The sequence below is a fragment of the Acidovorax facilis genome, from assembly GCF_023913775.1.
In the GTDB taxonomy this organism is placed as follows: Bacteria; Pseudomonadota; Gammaproteobacteria; order Burkholderiales; family Burkholderiaceae_C; genus Acidovorax; species Acidovorax facilis.
Map to the genome: position 1 here is coordinate 15,454 of NZ_JAMXAX010000035.1, position 21,580 is coordinate 37,033.

Sequence of the window (21,580 nt, forward strand, 5' to 3'; positions counted from 1 at the left end):
CGTTGTTGCGCCATGACCCAAGCTAACGCTGCCGCCCGCACCCCAGCCTTCCCCAGCAAGCTGCCCCATGTCGGCACCACCATCTTCACGGTGATGTCGGCCCTGGCCACCGAACACAAGGCCGTCAACCTGGGCCAGGGCTTTCCAGACTTTGAATGCGCCCCCGAGCTGGTGAACGCCGTCACCGCAGCCATGCAGGCCGGGCACAACCAGTACCCGCCCATGCCCGGCGTGCCCGCGCTGCGCGAGGCTGTGGCCCGCAAAATCGAGGCGCTGCACGGCCGCGCCTACAACCCCAATACCGAAATCACCATCACCGCTGGCGCCACGCAGGCCATCATCACCGCCATCCTGGCCATCGTGCACCCGGGTGATGAGGTGATCGTGCTCGACCCCTGCTACGACAGCTACGTGCCCAACATCGAGCTGGCCGGTGGCAAGGCCGTGCGCGTGCCGCTCACGCCCGGCACCTTCCGGCCCGACTTCGCCAAGATCAGCGCGGCCATCACGCCACGCACCCGCGCCATCCTCATCAACAGCCCGCACAACCCCAGCGCCACCATCTGGACGGCCGAGGAAATGCGCCAGCTCGAAGACCTGCTCGCCCCCACCGACATCCTGCTCATCAGCGACGAGGTGTACGAGCACATGGTGTTCGACGGCGCCGAGCACCAGAGCGCAGCACGCTTTGCGGGCCTGGCGGCACGCGCCTTCATCGTGTCGAGCTTTGGCAAGACCTTCCACGTCACCGGCTGGAAGGTCGGCACCGTGGCAGCCCCCGCAGCGCTGACGGCCGAATTCCGCAAGGTGCACCAGTTCAACGTGTTCACCGTGAACACGCCCATGCAGCACGGGCTGGCCGCCTACCTGCAGGACCCCACACCCTACCTGCAGCTGCCCGCGTTCTACCAGGCCAAGCGCGACCTGTTCCGCGAGGGCTTGGCAGGCTCGCGCTTCAAGCTGCTGCCCAGCACTGGCAGCTACTTCCAGTGCGTGGATATTTCGGCCATCAGCGATTTGAACGAGGCCGATTTCTGCCAGTGGCTCACCCGCGAGGTGGGCGTGGCGGCGATTCCGCTGTCAGCGTTTTATGGCGATGGGTTCGACCAGCGTGTGGTCCGGTTCTGCTTCGCCAAGAAGGACGAGACACTGCGCGCCGCGCTGGAGCGGCTGCGCAAGCTCTGATCTGCAGGGCCCTCCAGGGCTCTTACTTCGTCTGCCGCGCCAGCCACACACCCGCAGCCGCCAGCGCCATCCCGGCCAGCGCCCAGCCGCTGAGCGTTTCACCAAACATCGCCCAGGCGATCAGCGCCGTGGTAGGTGGGGTCAGGTAGAACAGGCTGGCCACGTTCACTGCGCCGCCGCGGCGGATGAGCAGGTTCAACAGGCTCACGGCCCCCAGGGAGAGCACCAGCACCAGCCAGCCCAGCGCAAACACAAACTCGCCGGTCCACGATATGGCCATGGATTCGGTGGTGTAGGCGACGGCGGCCATTGCCACGGCACAGGGGAGGTACTGAATCACCGAACCCGTGCGCAAGTCGAACGAGGGGCAAAACCGTTTCTGGTACAGCGTGCCGGCCGTGATGCCCAGCAGCGCGACCACAGCGGGCAGCAGCATGCCCATCAGTGCATTGGCTGGCACGGTGGCCACCTTGCCAGCCACCACCAGCGCCACGCCGGTAAAGCCCAGCGCCAGGCCCGCCCACTGGGCAGGCCGTACCTTCTCGCCCAGCAAAGCCCCGGCCACCAGGGCTGTCAGCAGAGGCTGCAACCCCACCACCAGCGCCGTGATGCCTGACGGCAGCCCGTGCCCGATGGCCATGAACACCCCGCCCAGGTACACGCCGTGCACCAGCAGGCCCGACACTGCGATGTGCCCCCAGGCCCTGCCAGCCGGGGGCCAGGGCGCGCGCGCCAGCGCCACCACGGCCAGCATGAGCACGGTGACGATGGCAAAGCGCAGCCCCAGGAAGGTCAGCGGCTCGATGTAAGGCAAGCCCAGCTTGGCACCGATGAAGCCCGTGCTCCAGAGCGCGACAAACAGCAATGGGACGAGTGAATCCAGCGGATTCGAGACGGGGGACTGGTGGGGTGTTGCCTGGGTCATAGGGTGTGAAGATGAAGCGCCCGCCTGCAGCAGTCACACCGGACGTGGGAGGATGCCAAGGCAGCGGGAGTACGGCAGAGGGCCAGCCAATCATCGCACCGTCTGCCCGGCCGCCGGGGCTCCGCCCGCGTGCCCTGGTCGTAGACCCATTCACCACCCAGGCACAAGTAACTGCCATGGCAGCCGTGATGAACCGGCCCCAAGCCCCCACCGGGCCCACACCTGTGCAGGCTGCGCGGCAAAAAGGCGCAGGACTAGCGTCTGTTGGTGAGCGCGGCACAGACACAAACCAAGAAAACAAGAGAAAACACGGCCTTCCGCGCATCCGCAAAGCGCCGCATGCTACCAATTAGGTAGCAAATCAATCACACACTGCCGCTTCCCCACAGAAGAAAGAGCGGGCGTGAGCAGCCCCACCATCTGCCCACACCCTCCCTTTGCAAACCGGCCGGCTTCGGGGGCCGATGCGCCAACGGAAAACACGCGCTAGCCCGCAGCCACCGCCAGGCCCAACGCGGGCTGGTGATCCAGGCCGCCCCCCACCCGGCTGGTGCTGAAGCGCTGCTCCACCTGCCTGAGGAAATGGGTGAGCAACAAGCGGTACAGGCCATCGCCCAGCGCGGCGTCCTCCACCCCCACATCCAGGTTCGGGTTGTCGTTGATCTCGATCACGTACACCCCGGACGCCGTGGCCTTCAGGTCCACGCCATAAAAACCATGGCCAACCAGGCGGGCAGAGCTGACTGCCGCCGCCAGCACCTGCGCAGGCACCTGGTCCAGCGGCACGGCCTGCACCCGGCCTTCGGTGTACTTGCCGTTGGCCGTGTGTTGCAGGATCTGCCAGTGGCCGTCGCACATGAAGTACTTCGCTGCGAAGATGGCCTGGCCTGCCAGCACGCCGATGCGCCAGTCGAAGTCGGTGTACATGAATTCCTGCACGAGGATGATTTCCGACTCCTTGAGCATGTCCCGGGCGATGCCATGCAGTTGTTCAAAGTTCTCCGCCTTTTTCACACTGCGGCTGAACGCGCCGTCCGGCACCTTCACCACCACCGGGTAGGCCAGCCGGTGCTGCATGTCGGCCAGCGTGCGGCGGCTGACCATGTGCGTGAGCGGGGTGGCAATGGCATGCTCGCGCAGCAGTTCTGCCAGAAAAGCCTTGTTGGTGCAGCGCAGGATGGACGCGGGGTCGTCGATGACCGGCATGCCCTCCGCCATGGCTTTGCGCGCGAACTGGAACGTGTGGTGGGTCACGGCCGTGGTCTCGCGGATGAAGAGTGCATCAAACTGGGTCAGCCGCGCCAAGTCCTTTTTCTCGATCAGCTCCACGGCAATGCCCATCTCCTGCCCCACATCGACCAGCTTGCGCAGGGTCTTGAGGTTGGACGGCGGCAAACGATCATGCGGGTCGTGCAGCACCGCCAGATCCATGCGCGGCTGGGGCATCGCGATCATGGGGCGCCAACTTCGCCGTGTGTACTGGAGCAGCGCTTGCACGAAGACTTCGTCGCGCGCGGCATCCACATCGCGCAGGTCCAGCGCCTGTAGGCCAGCGATCTGCCAATGGGCCGACTGCTCCTGCCGTTCCAGCGTGACCTCCATCAGCGGGCAACGGAACAGCTCGAAGCTTTTGCGAGCCAGCGCAGCCAGTGCAGGGTCTTCCATGATCCCGAAGAAGACATGCAACGTCAGTGTGTTCACCGAGCGCGGTATCTCCTTGAGCGGGCCAATCAGCCGGTTCAGCTGCGCCAGCGCCGATGGCTCAATGCGTTTGCGCTGCAGGCTCAGGATGGTGTCCACGCTGGGCGTTACGCGGTCACCACGCGCCTCCGCCAGCAGCGAGCAGTAATAGCCCATGCTGAGGTAGCCATAGCTCCTGCACAGGTTGGTGACCTTGCGCACGCGCCCACGGTGCAGCGGCTGCTCGGCAACGAATTGCTCTGCCGTGATGACCTTGATGTCGGGCTGGCTCCATCGAAAGTCGGCCAGCTTCTCCACCACGATGACATGTTCTGAGGACAATTTATTTCTTTCCAGAAAGGATGACGGCCGCAGTGCGCCCACGGCGCCCATACCTTGCGACTTTCTTGAATTCGCTCCAGCTGATGGACACACCGCCGTCCGGATCACCGGAACGTGCCATGGGGTCCAGCAGGCGAAACACCGCACCGTCGAAGCCTGTGATGACCACCCAGTGCGGCGTCTTCTGCCGATGCAGGCGCCACAAGCTGATGAGCACAATGGGCAGGCGCCCCGCCCGCAGCTGCTCTATCACGCTGTCGGGCGACACCGGCCGCGCATGGATCGGCACCTGGCGCGCCTCCAGCGCCGCCCTGAAGTCGTTCTCCACCAACTGGATCACGTCCTTCTTGCGGGGGTCGCGCACGCTGTCCATGAACAGCGAGGCACCGGCAGCCGCATACACCGACACCTCAAAGCCGTGGGCCAGCGCGGCATGCGCCAACCCAAAAGGCCCACACCCGCCATGGCCTGCGGCCATGAACACCGTGGTGGCCTCGCGCCACAGGCGGATCTCGGCCGCCTGGTTCACCGGCATGGCCGGGTCCATGGCGGACATCGCCATCAGCAGGGCACAGGGGCCGCAGGTGAAGTCCAGCGTCTGCGCATAGTGGCGCACCTGGTGCGACGCCGCTGCCTGGGCCAGTGCGCCATCGAACAGGTCCTTCTGAAAGCACAGGGCCTGTTCGCGATCCTCGTAGTAAGCGGTTTTGCAACCGGTGTGCACAAAGCCGTGGCGCGCGAACAGACGGTGCGCCGACAGGTTGCCAGCCCTGCTCTCCAGCCGCAGCACCGCGCAGCCCGCATCACGCGCGCCCTGGATTGCCGCCGCCAGCAGCCCGCTGGCCACGCCCGCGCACCGCACGGACGGTGCCACCGCAATGGAGTACAGGCGTGCCACAGACGATCCTTTGCGGCGCAATACCACGCAGGCTCCACCCAATGTCTGTCCCGATCTGACCACCAGCACGCGGGCCGAGGGGCTCAACAACAGACGCCCCCAGCTTCTGCGCGAAATCCTGTCGCTGGAGAACGCGGCGTTTTCCAGCTGCTCCAGTGCGGGCAAATCTGCAGGGCCCGCCGTTGCGACGCCCCGCACATCCGTCGATGGTTGTCGCTTCACGGGCAGTCCCCACGGTGCCGCTGCGTCTTACGATCAGACAGCTTCAATGCCACCCACCCCACCCCGATCGGAACCACGAGCACCAGCACGGCCATCAGCAATGCGATCCAATCAGCCATGGCGCAGCAGCTCCGGGCCCACGCCGCGCAGGGCGCTGCGCACAGAGCCAGCCTCAATGGTTTGGCACCTTTGCGCGCTGCAATGGTTCAATGGCATGAAAGCGCCCCCGCGCAAGAAACGCTGGCCGCACAACCCATTTCGAGTTGGGGCAGGCCAGAGGCCAGGCAACGCTTGGCACTCTCCAGGTCGCGCCGGTGGATGTACAAAGTGCCCTTGGCCGTGCGGCGGGGCACGTCGAACGCCAGGCTGTATCCGCGCAGCTGCCGCCCTAGCACGGCCTGCAGCCTTGCACGCAGGCTTTGCCCATCGGCATACGGCGTGGTGAACGGAACCAGCACCAACGCGGTGGGATCGCCATCGCTCTCGCCCAGAGGCAACAGGGATACCCGGTGCAAGCCCGTACTGGGACAACTCTTCATGAGCATGTTTTCGCCACACGGAGCCCTCGGCAGGGGCGCTTGTGGCCGGTGTTGAACATGCTTCAGTCTAGGAAATTCGGCGTAAATCGTTCGTAAAAAATGCGGTGGCAAACATCAAATCGCTGTCAATCCAGCGGGCTGGACGCATGTGCGCGGGAGCACAGGGCTGCCGCCTGCCCTACATCGCCAGGCGGTATCCCACCCCAGACTCGGTGAGCAGATGGCGGGGCTGGGCGGGGTCGGCCTCCAGCTTTTGGCGCAGATGACCCATGTAGATGCGCAGGTAGTGGCTCTGGTCCGACCGCATGGGCCCCCACACCTCGCGCAGCAGCTGCTTTTGGGTGATGACCCGCCCCGCATTGGCCACCAGCACCATGAGCATGCGGTACTCGGTGGGTGTCAGGTGCACCTCAGTACCGGCCTTGCGCACCAGGCGCGCACTGCGGTCCACCTCGACATCGCCGAAATGGAACAGCGGCTCCGCCGCCTCCTGCACCAGCCCGTTTCCGGTGGCGGCGCGGGGCCTGCGCAGGTTGGCCCGCACCCGCGCCAGCAGTTCGCCCGTGCCAAAGGGTTTGGTGAGGTAGTCGTCTGCACCGGCGTCCAGTGCCGCGATCTTGTCGGTCTCATCGGTGCGTGCAGACAGCACGATGATGGGCACGGCGGACCAGCCCCGCACATCGCGGATCAGCTCCACCCCATCGCCATCGGGCAGCCCCAGGTCCAGCACCAGCAGGTCGGGGTGGCGGGTGCCTGCGGCAGACAGGCCCTCGCGCAGGGTTCCTGCCTCGTGCACCTGCCAGCCCTCGGCCTCCAGCGCGCTGCGCACAAAGCGCCGGATCTGTGGCTCGTCCTCGATCACCAAAACGGTACGTATCTGCATTGTTTTCTTCAGGGGGCAGAAACGCCCCGCTCCATCTCACTCAAACCGGGGTCGGGCGGCGGCTCGCGCCGCGCCAGGGTCACCGTGAATTCTGCCCCGCCCCCTTCTACGCTGGCGGCGGAAATCGCACCGCCATGCGCTTGCACGACGGCCTTGCAGATCGCCAGCCCCAGGCCCACGCCCGGGGTTGCGGATTCCGCCTGGCCCCGGGTGAATTTTTCAAACAGGGTGTGCTCTTTGCCACGCACCGAGGCGGGCAGGCCCGGGCCATGGTCCCGCACCTTCAGCACCAGCATGTTGTCTGTGGTGGATGCTTTCACCACCACCGGACCCGCGCCGTATTTGGCTGCATTCTCCAGAAGATTGACCAGCACGCGTTCGATGAGCACAGGGTCAAACTCCACCAAAGGCAGGTCGGCGGGCAACTCAGTGCGCACGGGCATGTCGCCCAGCGCTGGTCGGGCGGCCCGGATGGCAGAGCCAACCACCTCTTCCACCGACTGCCAGTCCCGCCGCAGATTGACGGCCTGCCCAGACACATCGCTCTCCAACCGCGCCATGTCCAGCAGGTTGCTGACCAGCGCATTGAGCTGGTGCGCCTGGTGCACGATGGCCTTGGCCACGGCGTCTGTCTCTTGCGGCGGCGCGCTCTGCAGCGTTTCGGCGAGCGTGATCAAGGCAGTGAGGGGGGTGCGCACATCGTGCGATACCGCGCCCAGCAGGGCATTGCGCAGCCGCTCCGACTCCATGTCCACCACGGCCTGCTGCGCAATGTCCACGTAGTGCACACGCTCCAGGGCAATGGCGATCTGCCGGGCCAGGGTGTCGAGCTGTTGGGCCTGCTCGGGGATCAGCAGCCAACGGGGATGCGCGGGCTCCAGCGCCAGCACACCCCGCACGCGCATGGGGGCCTTCAGCGGCACGTAGCGCCAGGTTTGCGCAGCCAGGGTGTTGGTCGCCAGACCGGCGCTCTGGCCCTGGCGCAGCGTCCAGTCCGCCACGCTTTTGTCAAAGCCCGGCGGCAAATCGTCGGGGTATTGAAGGCGGTCCGACGCGTCCAGTGCCACCACCACGGCGCGGCCCCCAAAGTGCCCCTGAACGGCCGCCGCGCCGATCTCGATGACCTGGCTGGTCTCCAGCGCTGCTGACAGCTCGCGCGTCAGCTCAAACAGGGACTGGGCCCGTCGCTCCCGGCTGATCGACACCCCAGCGGCAAAGCGCAACCCGGCCGTGAGCTGCCCCACCAGCAGCCCCACGCCCAGCATCACCGCAAAAGTGACGATGTACTGCACATCGCTCACCGCGAACGACAGGCGCGGTGAGACGAAGAAGAAGTCAAACGCCAGCACGTTCAGCAAGGCCGCCATCGCTGCGGGCACGCGCCCAAAACGCATGGCCACCGCGACAACCCCCACCAGGTAGAGCATCACGATGTTGGTCAGCTCCAGCAAACCATGCAGCGGTGTCGCCAGCACCGTGACGGCAACGCTGGCGCCCAGCGCCCACAAAAACCCTTGCCAGCGATAGCGCCCTGCGCCGGGCTCGCCCACATCCCCGTCATCATCCAGGCCCATGTTGCGGTCCCACAGCGCCCGAGGCAGGCGCCGCGAGCTACCCGCATGCGCCGCCTCGACGATGTCGAGTGAAGGCGCCCGTTCGGCCAACTCGCGCGCAACACCTTTGGATGCGAGAAGTTTGCGCCACCCCGCCCGCGCGGCGGGGCGCCCCAGCACCAGGGTGGCGCAGTTCAGATGCAGCGCCTGGGCCGCCAAGGCGGGCGCCACGCGGTCGCCCGTGAGCACGGCCGTTTCGGCTCCCAGCTCCTGCGCCAGTTGCAGCACGGCCAGAATCTTGTCGCGCTGGGCTGCGCCCAGGCGCTGCAGCCTTGGCGTCTCCACATAAGCGGCATGCCACTTCACATTGAGCTGCCCCGCCAGGCGGGCAGCCGTGCGCACTGTCTGTGCCGCGTCTTCGTGGGGCCCGACACAGGCCAGGATGCTGCCCGAGGTGTTCCAGGCACTGGCCACGCGGCTGCCGGAAGCGCCCGACTGCTCCACCCGCCAGCCCAGCACATCGTCTTCCACATGTTCCGCCGTGCGCCGCAGCGCAATTTCCCGCAGGGCGATCAGGTTGCCCTTGCGGAAAAAGCTCTGCGCAGCACGTTCGGCCTGCTGGGGCACGTAGACTTTGCCAGCGCCCAGGCGGGCGATCAGCTCGTCGGGCGTGGCATCGACCAGCACCACTTCATCGGCGTTGTCCAGAACGGTGTCGGGCACCGTTTCGTGCACGCGCACACCGGTGATGGCCCCCACCGTGCCGTTCAGGCTTTCCAGATGCTGAACATTGAGTGCGGTCCACACGTCGATGCCAGCAGCTAGCAACTCCTGCACATCCTGCCAGCGCTTGGCGTGGCGGGAACCCTGTACGTTGGAGTGCGCGAGTTCATCCACCAGCAAGATGGCAGGCTTGCGGACCAGGGCCGCATCCAGATCGAACTCGGAAAGCGTCCGGCCCCGGTACTCCACCTGCTTCAGGGGCAGCGACTCCAGTCCCTCCAGCAACGCAGCGGTTTCCGCGCGACCATGGGTCTCCACCACGCCGATGAGGATGTCGCGCCCGGCGCGCCGCTCGCGCTGCGCGGCACTGAGCATGGCCCAGGTCTTGCCGACCCCGGCATTGGCACCAAAGTAGATGCGCAGCTTGCCCCGCTGGGTCTGCTCTTCCTGGGCGCGCAGTTGCGCAATCAAAGCATCGGGGTCGGGGCGCTGGATGTCAGTCATGCATCAACAAGTATCGGTGCCAAAAGTCAGAGCATGTCAGCGCAAGCCGTCGAGCGCCAGGTTCAGCGCCAGCACGTTCACCCGGGGTTCACCCAGCAGCCCCCACAGCGGCTGCTCCGCGTGCTTGCCAATCACGGCATTCACGCTGGTCACCGGCAGGCTGCGGGCCCGCGCCACGCGCCCTGCCTGGTACTGCGCCGCAGCCAGGCTGATGTGGGGATCCAGGCCACTGGCCGAGGCCGTGACCAGGTCCACCGGCACGGGGGCCGTGTTGCCGGGGTCGGCCGCGCGCAGGGCTTCCACGCGCGCTTTCACGGCATCGGCCAGCGCCGGATTGAGCGGCCCCTGGTTAGAACCGCTGGACGCCGCCGCGTTGTACGGCATGGGCGCCGTGGCCGATGGACGGCCCCAGAAATGCCCGGGGTCGGAAAAGTTCTGTCCAATCAGCGAGGAACCGACGGTCTGGCCATTGCGCTGCACCAGGCTGCCCGCTGCCTGCTGGGGGAACACCGCCTGCGCGGCGCCCGTCACCACCAGCGGATACAGCAGCCCGGTCAGCACGCTCAACAAGGCAAACAGCACCAGCGCGGGGCGAAGAATGTTTTTCATCAGAATCTCCTCAGATCAGCCCGACGGCCACAAGTATCCAGTCAATCAGCTTGATGCCCACAAACGGCACCAGCAGCCCGCCCAGCCCATAGATGGCCAGGTTGCGACGCAGCAGCGCAGCCGCACCCACCGGGCGGTAGCGCACGCCGCGCAAGGCCAGGGGAATCAGGAACACGATGACCAGCGCATTGAAGATCACGGCCGACAGGATGGCGGACGAAGGGCTTGCCAGCTGCATGACGTTGAGCGCGGACAGCTGCGGGTAGGTGGACACGAAGATGGCTGGCACGATGGCGAAGTATTTCGCCACATCGTTCGCGATGGAGAAGGTGGTCAGCGAGCCGCGTGTCATCAAAAGCGCCTTGCCGGTCTCCACCACTTCCAGCAGCTTCGTCGGGTTGGAGTCCAGATCCACCATGTTGCCGGCTTCCTTGGCGGCCTGCGTGCCACTGCCCATGGCCACAGCCACGTCGGCCTGGGCCAGCGCGGGGGCGTCGTTGGTGCCGTCGCCGGTCATGGCCACCAGGCGGCCTTCGGCCTGGTACTTGCGGATCAGCTCCAGCTTGTCTTCGGGCGTGGCTTCGGCCAGGAAGTCGTCCACCCCCGCCTCGGCCGCGATGGCTGCCGCCGTGAGCTTGTTGTCGCCGGTGATCATCACGGTCTTGATGCCCATGCGGCGCAGCTCGATGAAGCGCTCCTTGATGCCCGCCTTGACGATGTCCTTGAGTTCAACAATGCCCAGCACATGGCTGCCCTCGGCCACCGCCAGGGGCGTGCTGCCGCGGAGGGCCACCTGGTCGGCCGCGCTCATGACATCCTGAGGCATCTTGCCGCCCAGGGCTTCCACATGCTTGGCCAGTGCCAGCACGGCGCCCTTGCGCAGCATGGTGCCCGCAGATTCCGGCTGCCCCTCGCCTGCGGGCAGGTCCACGCCGCTCATGCGGGTCTGGGCTGTGAAGGGCACCAGCTTGACGCCCTGCGGGTTCTGGCCATCCACGCCGGCGCGGCGGGCCAGCTCCACAATGCTGCGGCCTTCCGGTGTTTCATCTGCCAGCGACGCCAGCAAGGCGGCGCGCGCAAGGCGCTCTTTGGATACACCCGGTGCAGGCAAAAATGCGCTGGCCTGGCGGTTGCCATGGGTGATGGTGCCGGTCTTGTCCAGCAACAGCACGTCCACGTCGCCTGCGGCCTCCACGGCCCGGCCCGAGGTGGCGATCACATTGGCCTGCATCATGCGGCTCATGCCAGCCACCCCCACGGCAGAAAGCAGACCGCCAATGGTGGTGGGGATCAGGCACACCAGCAGGGCCACCAGCGCGGTCAGCGAGACCACGGTGCCCGCGCCCGACGCCTGCACGCTGAAGATCGAAAACGGCAGCAGGGTCACGGTAACGACCAGGAACACGATGGTCAGCGCCACGAGCAAAATGGTCAGCGCGATCTCGTTGGGCGTCTTCTGGCGATTGGCGGCTTCCACCATGCCGATCATCCGGTCGAGGAACGACTCGCCCGGGTTCACCGCCACGCGCACCACCAGCCAGTCGGACAACACCCGGGTGCCGCCGGTCACGGCAGAAAAATCGCCACCGGACTCACGCACCACGGGGGCCGATTCGCCGGTGATGGCGCTCTCGTCCACCGAGGCCACGCCCTCGATCACCTCGCCGTCCAGCGGGATCACATCGCCAGCCTCCACCAGCACCACGTCGCCCCGGCGCAGGTTGGTGGCCAGCTCGGGCAAAAACGCAGCACCGTGCACAGGCTCCTTGAGCTTCTTGGCCCAGGTTTCCTTGCGCAGCCCGCGCAGCGAGGCGGCTTGCGCCTTGCTGCGCCCTTCCGCCAGCGCTTCGGCAAAATTGGCAAACAGCACGGTGAACCACAGCCAGACCGTGATAGCCAGCACAAACGCTGGACGCATGCTCGCATCCTCAGGCGCATTGAGTGCATGCAGCCACAGCAGCGTGGTGAAGATGCTGCCGATGTACACGATGAACATTACCGGGTTGCGCCACTGCACCAACGGACTGAGCTTGGCCAGCGCGCCCCAGAGCGCGGTCTTGATCAACGCTGCATCCAGCAGCGAAACGGAAGAAGTTTTTTTCTTGGTCATTGCCATACCTCACTGAACCCGGAGCATCAGGTGCTCCACCATCGGACCCAGGGCCAGGGAGGGCACGTAATTGAGAAGACCCACCAGCAGCACGGTGCCGATCAGCAGCGTGACAAACAAGGGACCGTGTGTGGGCATGGTGCCCGCCGTGACAGGCAAGCGCTTCTTGGCCGCCAGCGAACCCGCAATGGCCAGCACCGGCACGATCACGCCGAAACGGCCCAGCCACATCGCCAGCCCCAGCAGCACGTTGTAGAACGGCGTGTTGGCCGACAGGCCCGCAAAGGCGCTGCCGTTGTTGTTGGCGGCAGACGTCAGCGCATACAGAATTTCAGAGAACCCATGCGCGCCCGGGTTGGCGATGCCCGCCCTGCCCGCGTCCGTGGCCACGGCAATCGCCGTGCCCACCAGCACCAGAATGGGCGTGACCAGGATGGCCGCCGAGGTGAGCTTCATCTCACGCACCTCGATCTTCTTGCCCAGGTACTCCGGTGTGCGGCCAATCATGAGGCCCGCCATGAAGACTGCGAGGATGGCAAACACCAGCATGCCGTAGAGGCCTGTACCAACGCCACCAAACACCACCTCACCCAGCTGCATCAGCACCAGCGGCACCATGCCGCCCAGGGGCGTGAAGGAGTCGTGCATGGAGTTCACGGCACCGCATGAGGCGGCAGTGGTCACGGCAGCGAACAGTGCCGACGCATTGATGCCGAACCGTACCTCCTTACCTTCCATGTTGCCCCCCGCTTGCAGGGCACTGGCGGTTTGCTCCACGCCCAGCCCCACCCATTGCGGATTGCCAACTTTCTCGGCGGAAACCACAGCGATCACAGCCACCACAAACATCACCGTCATGGCCGCCAGGATCGCAAAGCCCTGGCGCTGGTCGCCTACGACCCGGCCAAACGCAAAACACAGCGCGGCGGGAATCAGGAAAATCGCCAGCATCTGCACGAAGTTGGTCAGGGCCGTCGGGTTCTCATAGGGATGGGCGGAGTTGGCGTTGAAAAAGCCACCGCCGTTGGTGCCCAGCATCTTGATGGCTTCCTGCGATGCCACCGGGCCCATGGCCAGGGTCTGGGTGTTGCTTGTCTTGGCGTCCATCACCGGCGCGCCATCGCTGCCCACCACTGGCTGGCCTGATGGGTCGAGCTTGGGCACTTCATAGGCCGTTGGCTCCAGCGTCGCCACATCCTTGTAGGCGTCAAAGTTCTGGATCACGCCCTGCCCGACCAGCACGATGGAAATCACAAACGCGATGGGCATCAGCACCCATGCCGTGATGCGCGTGACATCGGCCCAGAAGTTGCCCACAAAGCCTTGGCCATCGGTGCTGCGCGCTGCAAAGCCGCGCGCCAGCGCAAACGCCACGGCGATGCCGGTGGCCGCCGAGAAGAAGTTCTGCACCGACAGGCCCAGCATCTGCGTGAGGTAGCTCATGGTGGACTCGCCCCCATAGCCCTGCCAGTTGGTGTTGGAGACAAAGCTGATGGCGGTGTTGAACGAAGAATCGCCCGACACTGCGGCCATGCCCTGCGGATTGAGCGGCAGCAGGTGCTGCAAACGCTGCAGGCCATACACCGCAAAAGCGCCGATGGCATTGAAAGCCAGCAGCGCCAGCGCATAGCTGCGCCAGTGCATCATCTGATCCGGCGCGACCCCGGCCAGCTTGTACAAAGGTTTTTCGATGGCATGCATCCACCTTGGCAGGCGGCCATCACAGACTGCGGCCAGCCATTTGCCAAGCGGCCACGCCAGCACGCCCAGCACGATCAGGAAGAGCCCCAGCAGGCTCCAGGCAGAGGTATCCATCTCAGAACTCCTCCGCGCAGATCAGCGCAAATATCAGGTAGGCCAGCAGCACCAAGGCCACGATGGCGCCAAAGCCATAGAGCATTTCCATGCCGATCATGAACGCTCCCCCTTGGCCGGGCCGAACTTGCCCAGCAAAACCACGGCCTCAGCCATGACCACCCACAACGCCGCCAGCGCGGCAATCCATAACACGTCCATCGACAACTCCTGCATCAAAACGTATGTTTGATTCTCAGAAGGTGGCCGTAAAAAGTGTGCACAGGTTGTGGAGGGCGCCGTAAAAATGGCGTAAAAATGCCTGCCCGGTCAGCAGATCGCAGACGGGTCTACAACCAACCCGCCTTGCGAAAACGGTAGTACAGATAGCCACAGGTGCTTGCGATGAGCGCGAGCGCAGCCGCGTAGCCATAGCGCCATTTCAGCTCGGGCATGCTGTCAAAGTTCATGCCCCAGATGCCCGCAAACGCCGTGCACACGGCAAACAGGCTGGCCCAAGCGGCCAGGCGCTTGACGACCTCCCCATCCTCGATGGTGACCATGGAGAGGTTGACGTGGATGGCGGTGCCGATCGTGTCGCGAATGGAATCAATCGAGGTATTGATCCGGCTCAGGTGGTCCACCACGTCACGAAAGTACTCCTGCGAGCCCATGCAGATCTGCGGAACACGCCCGCCATGCAGCTTGGCCGCCCCTTCCAGCAACGGGGCCACCGCATGCTTGAGCACTGTGAGGCGCTGTTTGAGTTCGTACAACCGCCGGATGCTGGCTCGGGCAGCGCCCTGCGTAAAGATCTGCTGTTCGATGGTTTCCAGCTCCACCTCCAGCGCATCGATGACCGGGAAATAGCGGTCCACCACCGCATCCATGAGTGCGTACAACACGAAGCCCGGCCCATTGCGCAGCAGCTCGGGTTCCTGCTCGCAGCGCGCACGCACATCCACAAAGCCACGTTGACTGCGGTTGCGCACCGACACCACGTAGTTCTTGCCAACAAAAACATTGAGTTCGCCAAGCCGTGACACCGGGTCGGCAGCACCGCTGGATTCGAGCAAATGCAGCACCACGAAGAGGGAGGACGCGTACTCCTCGACCTTGGGCCGCTGGTGGCCATGCCGGGTGTCTTCTACCGCCAGTGGGTGCAGGCCGAACTCGGCCTGCAGCTCATCCAGTTCCTGTGGGGTTGCATCCTGCAAAGCCACCCACACGAAACACCCTGGCAGCGAAACGTGCTCGCTGATCTCGCTGACGGCGATGTCGGCCAGCTTGGTGCCATCCTCGTACACAACACAATTGATCAACACCGCAGCACCCCTTGCAACACAGAATGGAAGATGCAAGCAATCTTGCCATTGCCACAACGCCCCAGATCCACGGGCTTGCGCAACATTTACGGCGTGGGCTGCAATTTTTGCGAACTTTATACGCAGGCTTTTCTACGCTTGCGCTCTTGTCTTTTTCTCAAAAATTGTTGCCATGAATCCCGCCTCTTCCAAAGTACTCGCCGTCGCCCTGCTGGCAGCTCTTCCCATGCTGGCCAGTGCCCAGCTCACCGGCAACGTCAGCCTGATCACCAACTACAAGTTCCGTGGCCAGGACCAGGACGCCACCAAGGCCAAGGCCGTCAAGCCTGCACTGCAAGGCGGTTTTGACTACGCCTTCGGCGACACCGGCTGGTACGTTGGCAACTGGAACTCCAGCGTGGACTGGCTTGCCAACAACTCGCTCGAATCCGACCTGTATGGCGGCTACAAGTTCAAGGCTGGCGGCGCCGACCTGGACGTGGGCGCCCTGACCTACATCTACCCCGGCAACAGCAACGGTAACACCACCGAGCTGTATGGCGCGGCCACCATGGGCCCCTTCACTGCCAAGTATTCGCACACCCTCTCCAAGGACTACTTCGGCTTTGCCGGCGCCAAGGCTGGCTCGGGCCTGAAGGGCCGCAACACCGGCTACCTGAACTTCGCGTTTGCGCAGGAAGTGGCCCCCAGCGTGACGGTGAAGGCCTCGGTGGGCTTCACGCGTTTTGCCAGCGACATCAAGGACACCGGTGTGCCCAACTACATGGACTACAGCTTGGGTGGCACGTATGACTTCGGCGGTGGCCTGTCGCTGGGTGCGGCCGTGGTCGGCGCCAACAAGAAGGCCTTCTTCGGCCATGTCAACAAGTCGCGCGTGATCGTCACACTGACCAAAACCCTGTAACCCCGTCCTCCACAGACAGGCAACGGGCCTTCACAGCACGCAGCGCAGCGCCCGTTCCCCCGCCACCCGCAGCCGCTCTGTGAGCGACGCGGGTGCCAGCACCTCGAACTCGACGTCCAGCGCCATCAGCCAGTACACCAGCGAATCGTTGCCTGCGCACTCCAGCTGGCAGCGTTGCCCCTGGTCCAGGCTGGACACCACACCAGCAGACTGCGGGATGCGGCGCGACATGACAGCGTAGGGCGCGTGCAGCACCACCCGCGCCTGTTCGGCATGGTGCGGCGCAGAGATGGAGCGCGACACGTAGCCCTTCAGATCCCCCCTATCGGGCGACGTCCGGGGCGCGAAATGTGCGCCCACCTGCGGCTCGCCCACGATGCGGTCGATGCGGAAGGTGCGCCAGTCGTTGCGCACCCTGTCCCACGCCACCAGGTACCAGCGCTGGCCCGTGTGCACCACGCCCTGCGGTTCCACGGAGCGCTGCGCGCTGCGGCCCTGGCCGTCTTCGCAATGGAATTCAATGCGCAGCTGGTCGCGGCAGGCCGATGCGAGCGTGCCCAACAACGACACCTCGACCACCGGCCCCGTGCGGTCCAGCGGCAGGATGGCCGAACGCAACGCGTCCACGCGCTTGCGCAGGCGCGCCGGCATGGCCTGCTCCAGCTTGACCAGCGCCCTGAGCGCGGGCTCTTCAATGCCCCCCACCGCACCGGCTGTGGCGGTGCGCAGCGCAATCGACACGGCCAGGGCCTCTTCATCATCCAGCAGCAGCGGCGGCAGCGCCTGCCCTGCGCGAAAGGCGTAACCCCCTGCCACGCCGCTGCTGGCATGCACGGGGTAGCCCAGCTGGCGCAGGCGGTCGACGTCGCGCCGCAGCGTGCGCGGATGCACTTCCAGGCGCTCGGCCAGTTCGGGGCCCATCCAGTGGCTGCGCGTTTGCAGCAGCGAGAGCAGGCGCAGCAGGCGGATCGATGAACTGAGCATGGCGCCACTGTACTTTTTATTGAGGACTGAAATTGTCCGCAATGGTTCTTACAGTGGCAACACCTTTTCTTTCTTCCACCACCATCAAGGAGTTCTCCATGTCCATCGTCCTCTACTGGCATCCCATGTCCAGCGCCACCCCCATCGCCTGCGCCCTCGCCGAACTGGGCGTGCCGCATGAGCGCGTGAAGATCGACATCCGCACCGGCGAACAGCGTCGCCCCGAGTACCTGGCCCTGAACCCCAACGGCAAGGTGCCCACGATGACCGTAGACGGTGCCCCGATGTTCGAGGCCCTGGCCATCCACCTGTGGCTGGGCCACCGCTTTGGCGTGGAGCGTGGCCTGTGGCCCGCAGGCGGCACACCCGAGGCGTTGCAGGCCCTGTCGTGGTGCACTTGGTCGTATGTGACCTATGGTGCGCTCGTGGGACGCCTGCATGTGGCAACCCAAGGCGAAGAGGTTTGGCGCAACGCCGCCCAAGCAGAAGCCCTCCTGCGTCAACTGAGCGAGTTGCTGGCAGTGCTGGACGCGCGGCTGGCCCAACAGCCCTGGATGCTGGGCGCCGACTATTCGCTCGTGGACTTGGTGGTGGGCTCGGTGCTGGGCTACAGCGTCTACCTGGGTGCGCCCGTCAACGCGCACCCGCATGTACAGGCCTGGCTGGCGCGGGTGCAGGCACGCCCGGCGATGCAGATCGACGCTTGAAGACGGCGCGCAGAACGATGGGCGCTACAGCAGCACGATGTCGTACTGCTCCTGCCCCATCGCGCTCTCGGATTGCAGCGAGATCGGCTTCTTGATGAAATCCGAGAGACCGGCCAGGTGCTGGCTTTCCTCGTCCAGGAACAACTCCACCACGCGGGGTGAGGCCACCACGCGGAACTCGCGCGGGTTGAACTGGCGGGCTTCGCGCAGGATCTCGCGCAGGATGTCGTAGCACACGCTGCGCGCGGTCTTGACGCTGCCCTTGCCCTGGCAGGCCTCGCAGGGCTCGCACAGCATGTGGGCCAACGATTCGCGCGTGCGCTTGCGCGTCATCTCCACCAAACCCAGCTGCGAGAAGCCGCCCGCCATGGTCTTCACGCGGTCGCGGGCGAGCTGTTTTTTGAACTCCGCCAGCACAGCCTGCTGGTGGTCGTCCCGCACCATGTCGATGAAGTCCACGATGATGATGCCGCCCAGGTTGCGCAGGCGCAGCTGGCGGGCAATGGCCTGGGCGGCCTCCAGGTTGGTCTTGAAGATGGTGTCGTCGAAGTTGCGTGCCCCCACGTAGCCACCGGTGTTCACATCGATGGTGGTGAGCGCCTCGGTCTGGTCCACGATGAGGTAGCCGCCAGACTTCAAATCGACGCGGCGCCCCAGGGCCTTGGCCACCTCTTCGTCGATGGAGTACAGGTCAAAAATCGGGCGTTCGCCCTTGTAGTGCTGTAGCTTGCCGGCCGCCGCTGGCATGAACTCCTGCCCAAACGCACGCAGGCGCTGGAATTGCTCCATCGAGTCGAGCCGGATGGTCTGCGTATGGTCACCCACCAGATCGCGCAGCACGCGCTGCAACAGGTCCAAATCCTGATGGAGCAGCGACATGGCAGGCAGCTTGAGCGATGCCTCCTTGATGCGCGCCCAGGTCTTGCGCAGGTAGGCGATGTCTTCGGCCAGCTCCGCATCGGTGGAATCTTCGCCGTTGGTGCGCAGGATGAAGCCGCCGCCACCGCCCATGGATTTATCGCCCACCAGCGCCTGCAGCCGCGCGCGCAGCGCATCGCGCTCGGCAGGCGGAATCTTCTGCGACACGCCCACATGGTCATCCTGCGGCAGAAACACCAGCAGGCGCCCGGCCACACTGATCTGCGTGGACAGTCGTGCGCCTTTGGTGCCAATTGGGTCCTTGATGACCTGCACCATCAGCGCCTGCCCCTCGAACACCTGCTTTTCAATCGGCACCTGCGGCTCGTTCTTGCGGGCGAATGCGGGCGGCTCGCCATCGGGCTGGCGTTGCCACACATCGGCCACATGCAAGAAGGCCGCACGCTCCAGGCCGATGTCGATGAAGGCCGACTGCATGCCCGGCAGCACGCGCGACACCTTGCCCAGGTAGACATTGCCCACCAGGCCGCGCTCCAGCATGCGCTCGATGTGCAACTCCTGCACGGCGCCGTGCTCCACCACGGCCACACGGGTTTCCTGGGGCGACCAGTTGATCAGGATGTCTTGTTGCATGGCGTTGTTGTTGTCTGTTGTTGCTGTCGCCTAGATGGCGAAACCTGCCGCGCGCAGCAGCTGTGCCGTCTCGTACATCGGCAGCCCCATGATGCCCGAATAGCTGCCAGCCAGGTGCTCCACATATGCAGCAGCCCGGCCCTGAATACCGTAAGCCCCGGCCTTGCCCAGTGGCTCCCCCGTGGCCACGTAGGCATCAATCTGCGCAGTGGTCATGGCTGCAAAAGTCACTCGGGATATGGACAGCGCGCTCAGGCGCTTGGGGCCCACCTGCAGCGCCACGGCGGTGAGCACGCGGTGCTCGTGGCCCGCCAGCTCGGCCAGCATGCGCGCGGCATGGAGCGCGTCGTCGGGCTTGCCGTAGATGGTGCGGCCGAGGGCCACGGTGGTGTCAGAGCACAGGATGGGCGCATCGGGCAAACCACGGCGGGCGCGCCGGGCCACGGCAGCGTCGAGCTTGAGGCCCGTCACGCGCTCCACATAGGCCGTAGGCGCTTCGCCGGGCAGCACCACCTCGATGGCTTCGGCGTCCTCGGACTCGTCACCCTCCACATTGGGCAGCAGCAGTTCGTGGCGCACTCCCAGTTGTTCCAGCAACTGGCGACGGCGCGGGCTTTGGGAGGCAAGGTAGATGAAGTCAGGCATGAACAGATTTTGATTAAAAATCGGCTCTAGCGCTTAACCATCAAGCGCTAGCAGCTATAAAAAATATAGTATTCCACCCACACCCCGATCCAGGCCTCATTCGCGGTGGTATGGGTGCCCGGCGTTCACCGACCAGGCGCGGTACAGCTGCTCGATGAGCAGCACCCGCACCATGGCGTGCGGCAAGGTCAGGTCAGACAGGCGAATGCGCTCGTGCGCGCCCTGGCGAAAGGCCGGGTCAAGCCCATCCGGGCCACCGATGACCAGCGCCACGTCGTCACCGCCCAGCTGCCAGCCCTTCAGGCGCTCGGCCAGGGCCTTGGTGGTGAGGTTGGTGCCGCGTTCGTCCAGCGCCACCACGCGTGTGCCACGGGGAATGGCCGCTTCGATGCGCTCGCGCTCTGCAGCAAACAGCGTCTCCAGCGTCTTGGAGCCGCGCGGTTCGGTCTTGACGGCTTTGAGTTCGACCTTGAGCTCCGGCGGAAAACGCTTGGCGTAGTCGTCGTACGCCGTCTGCGCCCAGTCGGGCACGCGCTGGCCCACGGCCACGATCAGCAGCTTCATGGCAACTCAGGCGCGGTGCGCGGGTACAGGTGGTCTTCGATGGGCCGAGGCTGCAATCACTTGCGGCCCGGTGCCCTCTTGGCGGCGGGCTTGGCGGCTGCTCCGCCGCGTGCTGCGGTGGGCTTGGCCCCGGTCTTGGCGGTGGCAGCGGCTTTGCTGCGGGAGGCCGATGGCTTGACGACCACAGTCTTGATCGGTGCCTTGGAAGCTGCGGGCTTCTTGGCGGCAGTGGCTGGCTTTGCGGGCGCCTTGGCCGGTGCGGCCTTGGCACTGCTGCTTTTTGCGGGGGTCTTGGCTGGGGCCTTGGCGATGGCTTTGGCAGGTGCTTTTGCGGTTGTCTTGGCTGCAGGTTTGGCAGCAGATTTAGCAGGTGCGGCAGCGGACTTGGCAGCTGTTTTGGCCACGGCCTTGACCGTAGCTTTGCCCGACCGGGCCGGCACGGCTGGTGCGGTTGCCTTTTTGGCAGGCGCCTTGCCTGCAGCCTTGGCGTCGGACTTGGCAGCCTTCTGGGCCGACTTCTTTTCGGCCAGTTCGGTGGCGGCGCTGGAAACAGGCTTGGCGGCGCCCAGCTTCAGGCGCACGGGCGTATCGCCCCACAGCTCTTCCAGGCGGTAGTACTGGCGAATAGCGGGCTGCATGATGTGCGCCACGGCGGCGCCGCAGTCCACGATGATCCATTCGCCATTGTCTTCGCCTTCGATGCGCGGCTTGGTAAAGCCCGCTTCTTTCACCGCGTCGCGCACGCTGGCGGCCAGGGCCTTGGTCTGGCGGTTGGAGGTGCCCGATGCCACGATCACCCGTTCAAACAGCGGCGAGAGATGCTCGGTGTTGAAGACCTGGATGTCTTGCGCCTTGACGTCCTCCAGTCCATCAACGATGGCGCGCTGGAGTTTGGTAACGTCTTTTTTGGCGGCGGTTTCCGATTTGGTGGAGGTGGTCATCAGGCGGTGATTAGAGAGGAAATGGAATCAA

Annotated in this window: 20 protein-coding genes; 3 read left to right on the forward strand and 17 right to left on the reverse strand. The window is 65.1% G+C overall.

What is annotated here, in order from left to right:
• The first annotated feature begins 12 nt into the window (after nucleotides 1-12).
• Complete coding sequence (locus NFX52_RS12310) at nucleotides 13-1,185, forward strand: pyridoxal phosphate-dependent aminotransferase (protein ID WP_055396014.1); 1,173 nt, start codon at nucleotides 13-15, stop codon at nucleotides 1,183-1,185.
• Nucleotides 1,186-1,207: 22 nt separating this feature from the next.
• On the opposite strand, the gene NFX52_RS12315 is transcribed toward NFX52_RS12310, so the two are convergent.
• The 12 genes from NFX52_RS12315 to NFX52_RS12365 all read right to left on the reverse strand — a co-directional run bounded on the left by NFX52_RS12315 (nucleotide 1,208) and on the right by NFX52_RS12365 (nucleotide 15,292).
• Nucleotides 1,208-2,110, reverse strand: a complete 903-nt coding sequence (locus tag NFX52_RS12315; protein WP_055396013.1) for a DMT family transporter — start codon at nucleotides 2,108-2,110, stop codon at nucleotides 1,208-1,210.
• A 486-nt stretch (nucleotides 2,111-2,596) separates the two neighbouring features.
• Nucleotides 2,597-4,132: a RimK family ATP-grasp domain-containing protein gene (locus NFX52_RS12320; RefSeq protein WP_055396011.1), complete on the reverse strand. Its 1,536-nt coding sequence runs from the start codon at nucleotides 4,130-4,132 to the stop codon at nucleotides 2,597-2,599.
• Between the two features lies 1 nt (nucleotide 4,133).
• Nucleotides 4,134-5,252: a GNAT family N-acetyltransferase/peptidase C39 family protein gene (locus tag NFX52_RS12325; RefSeq protein ID WP_238385525.1), complete on the reverse strand. Its 1,119-nt coding sequence runs from the start codon at nucleotides 5,250-5,252 to the stop codon at nucleotides 4,134-4,136.
• Entirely contained in the window at nucleotides 5,249-5,371 is a 123-nt protein-coding gene (locus tag NFX52_RS30870; RefSeq protein WP_255354192.1) for a hypothetical protein, read from the reverse strand. The genes NFX52_RS12325 and NFX52_RS30870 overlap by 4 nt, the downstream gene beginning before the upstream one ends.
• Before the next feature lie 87 nt (nucleotides 5,372-5,458).
• Nucleotides 5,459-5,791: a hypothetical protein gene (locus tag NFX52_RS12330; RefSeq protein ID WP_156358643.1), complete on the reverse strand. Its 333-nt coding sequence runs from the start codon at nucleotides 5,789-5,791 to the stop codon at nucleotides 5,459-5,461.
• A gap of 178 nt (nucleotides 5,792-5,969) precedes the next feature.
• Nucleotides 5,970-6,674 (reverse strand): two-component system response regulator KdpE, encoded by a 705-nt coding sequence (kdpE, locus tag NFX52_RS12335; protein WP_055396007.1) that lies wholly within the window; start codon nucleotides 6,672-6,674, stop codon nucleotides 5,970-5,972.
• A gap of 8 nt (nucleotides 6,675-6,682) precedes the next feature.
• Nucleotides 6,683-9,454, reverse strand: coding sequence for a DUF4118 domain-containing protein (locus tag NFX52_RS12340; protein ID WP_055396005.1), 2,772 nt, complete (start codon nucleotides 9,452-9,454; stop codon nucleotides 6,683-6,685).
• Nucleotides 9,455-9,490: 36 nt separating this feature from the next.
• Nucleotides 9,491-10,063: a potassium-transporting ATPase subunit KdpC gene (kdpC, locus tag NFX52_RS12345; RefSeq protein WP_055396003.1), complete on the reverse strand. Its 573-nt coding sequence runs from the start codon at nucleotides 10,061-10,063 to the stop codon at nucleotides 9,491-9,493.
• A gap of 10 nt (nucleotides 10,064-10,073) precedes the next feature.
• On the reverse strand, nucleotides 10,074-12,173 hold the full coding sequence (gene kdpB, locus NFX52_RS12350) for a potassium-transporting ATPase subunit KdpB (protein ID WP_055396001.1): 2,100 nt from the start codon (nucleotides 12,171-12,173) through the stop codon (nucleotides 10,074-10,076).
• Between the two features lie 9 nt (nucleotides 12,174-12,182).
• The gene (kdpA, locus tag NFX52_RS12355; RefSeq protein WP_055395999.1) at nucleotides 12,183-13,988 is read right to left on the reverse strand and encodes a potassium-transporting ATPase subunit KdpA; all 1,806 of its coding nucleotides are present in this window, start codon (nucleotides 13,986-13,988) and stop codon (nucleotides 12,183-12,185) included.
• Nucleotide 13,989: 1 nt separating this feature from the next.
• Entirely contained in the window at nucleotides 13,990-14,088 is a 99-nt protein-coding gene (locus NFX52_RS12360; RefSeq protein WP_055395997.1) for a potassium-transporting ATPase subunit F, read from the reverse strand.
• A 229-nt stretch (nucleotides 14,089-14,317) separates the two neighbouring features.
• On the reverse strand, nucleotides 14,318-15,292 hold the full coding sequence (locus NFX52_RS12365) for a magnesium and cobalt transport protein CorA (protein ID WP_055395995.1): 975 nt from the start codon (nucleotides 15,290-15,292) through the stop codon (nucleotides 14,318-14,320).
• A 172-nt stretch (nucleotides 15,293-15,464) separates the two neighbouring features.
• Here NFX52_RS12365 and NFX52_RS12370 point away from each other — a divergent pair, with 172 nt between their 5' ends.
• Complete coding sequence (locus NFX52_RS12370; protein WP_055395993.1) at nucleotides 15,465-16,196, forward strand: TorF family putative porin; 732 nt, start codon at nucleotides 15,465-15,467, stop codon at nucleotides 16,194-16,196.
• A gap of 30 nt (nucleotides 16,197-16,226) precedes the next feature.
• Here NFX52_RS12370 and NFX52_RS12375 read toward each other — a convergent pair whose 3' ends face one another.
• Complete coding sequence (locus NFX52_RS12375) at nucleotides 16,227-17,180, reverse strand: helix-turn-helix transcriptional regulator (RefSeq protein WP_055395991.1); 954 nt, start codon at nucleotides 17,178-17,180, stop codon at nucleotides 16,227-16,229.
• Between the two features lie 98 nt (nucleotides 17,181-17,278).
• On the opposite strand from NFX52_RS12375, the gene NFX52_RS12380 reads away from it, so the two are divergent.
• On the forward strand, nucleotides 17,279-17,887 hold the full coding sequence (locus NFX52_RS12380; RefSeq protein ID WP_055396101.1) for a glutathione S-transferase family protein: 609 nt from the start codon (nucleotides 17,279-17,281) through the stop codon (nucleotides 17,885-17,887).
• A 24-nt stretch (nucleotides 17,888-17,911) separates the two neighbouring features.
• Here the strand turns inward: NFX52_RS12380 and rng are convergent, their stop codons facing one another.
• The 4 genes from rng to rsfS all read right to left on the reverse strand — a co-directional run bounded on the left by rng (nucleotide 17,912) and on the right by rsfS (nucleotide 21,549).
• The gene (gene rng / locus NFX52_RS12385; RefSeq protein WP_055395989.1) at nucleotides 17,912-19,399 is read right to left on the reverse strand and encodes a ribonuclease G; all 1,488 of its coding nucleotides are present in this window, start codon (nucleotides 19,397-19,399) and stop codon (nucleotides 17,912-17,914) included.
• Between the two features lie 30 nt (nucleotides 19,400-19,429).
• The gene (locus tag NFX52_RS12390) at nucleotides 19,430-20,044 is read right to left on the reverse strand and encodes a Maf family protein (RefSeq protein ID WP_055395987.1); all 615 of its coding nucleotides are present in this window, start codon (nucleotides 20,042-20,044) and stop codon (nucleotides 19,430-19,432) included.
• A 96-nt stretch (nucleotides 20,045-20,140) separates the two neighbouring features.
• A complete protein-coding gene (rlmH, locus tag NFX52_RS12395; protein ID WP_055395985.1) occupies nucleotides 20,141-20,608 on the reverse strand; it encodes a 23S rRNA (pseudouridine(1915)-N(3))-methyltransferase RlmH in 468 nt (155 codons plus the stop codon).
• A gap of 56 nt (nucleotides 20,609-20,664) precedes the next feature.
• Nucleotides 20,665-21,549 carry a ribosome silencing factor gene (rsfS, locus tag NFX52_RS12400; protein WP_055395983.1) on the reverse strand — a complete coding sequence of 295 codons (885 nt, stop codon included), beginning with the start codon at nucleotides 21,547-21,549 and terminating at the stop codon, nucleotides 20,665-20,667.
• Nucleotides 21,550-21,580: the final 31 nt, after the last annotated feature.

Excerpts from the sequence above, each read along its gene's own strand:
- NFX52_RS12375 (WP_055395991.1), bottom strand. The coding sequence starts at position 17,180 with ATGCTCAGTTCATCGATCCGCCTGCTGCGCCTGCTCTCGCTGCTGCAA.
- rlmH (WP_055395985.1), bottom strand. The coding sequence starts at position 20,608 with ATGAAGCTGCTGATCGTGGCCGTGGGCCAGCGCGTGCCCGACTGGGCG.
- NFX52_RS12370 (WP_055395993.1), top strand. The coding sequence starts at position 15,465 with ATGAATCCCGCCTCTTCCAAAGTACTCGCCGTCGCCCTGCTGGCAGCT.
- NFX52_RS12310 (WP_055396014.1), top strand. The coding sequence starts at position 13 with ATGACCCAAGCTAACGCTGCCGCCCGCACCCCAGCCTTCCCCAGCAAG.
- kdpE (WP_055396007.1), bottom strand. The coding sequence starts at position 6,674 with ATGCAGATACGTACCGTTTTGGTGATCGAGGACGAGCCACAGATCCGG.
- NFX52_RS12330 (WP_156358643.1), bottom strand. The coding sequence starts at position 5,791 with ATGAAGAGTTGTCCCAGTACGGGCTTGCACCGGGTATCCCTGTTGCCT.
- NFX52_RS12390 (WP_055395987.1), bottom strand. The coding sequence starts at position 20,044 with ATGCCTGACTTCATCTACCTTGCCTCCCAAAGCCCGCGCCGTCGCCAG.
- kdpC (WP_055396003.1), bottom strand. The coding sequence starts at position 10,063 with ATGAAAAACATTCTTCGCCCCGCGCTGGTGCTGTTTGCCTTGTTGAGC.
- NFX52_RS12380 (WP_055396101.1), top strand. The coding sequence starts at position 17,279 with ATGTCCATCGTCCTCTACTGGCATCCCATGTCCAGCGCCACCCCCATC.
- rng (WP_055395989.1), bottom strand. The coding sequence starts at position 19,399 with ATGCAACAAGACATCCTGATCAACTGGTCGCCCCAGGAAACCCGTGTG.
- rsfS (WP_055395983.1), bottom strand. The coding sequence starts at position 21,549 with ATGACCACCTCCACCAAATCGGAAACCGCCGCCAAAAAAGACGTTACC.
- NFX52_RS12315 (WP_055396013.1), bottom strand. The coding sequence starts at position 2,110 with ATGACCCAGGCAACACCCCACCAGTCCCCCGTCTCGAATCCGCTGGAT.
- kdpB (WP_055396001.1), bottom strand. The coding sequence starts at position 12,173 with ATGACCAAGAAAAAAACTTCTTCCGTTTCGCTGCTGGATGCAGCGTTG.
- kdpA (WP_055395999.1), bottom strand. The coding sequence starts at position 13,988 with ATGGATACCTCTGCCTGGAGCCTGCTGGGGCTCTTCCTGATCGTGCTG.
- NFX52_RS30870 (WP_255354192.1), bottom strand. The coding sequence starts at position 5,371 with ATGGCTGATTGGATCGCATTGCTGATGGCCGTGCTGGTGCTCGTGGTT.
- NFX52_RS12340 (WP_055396005.1), bottom strand. The coding sequence starts at position 9,454 with ATGACTGACATCCAGCGCCCCGACCCCGATGCTTTGATTGCGCAACTG.
- NFX52_RS12360 (WP_055395997.1), bottom strand. The coding sequence starts at position 14,088 with ATGATCGGCATGGAAATGCTCTATGGCTTTGGCGCCATCGTGGCCTTG.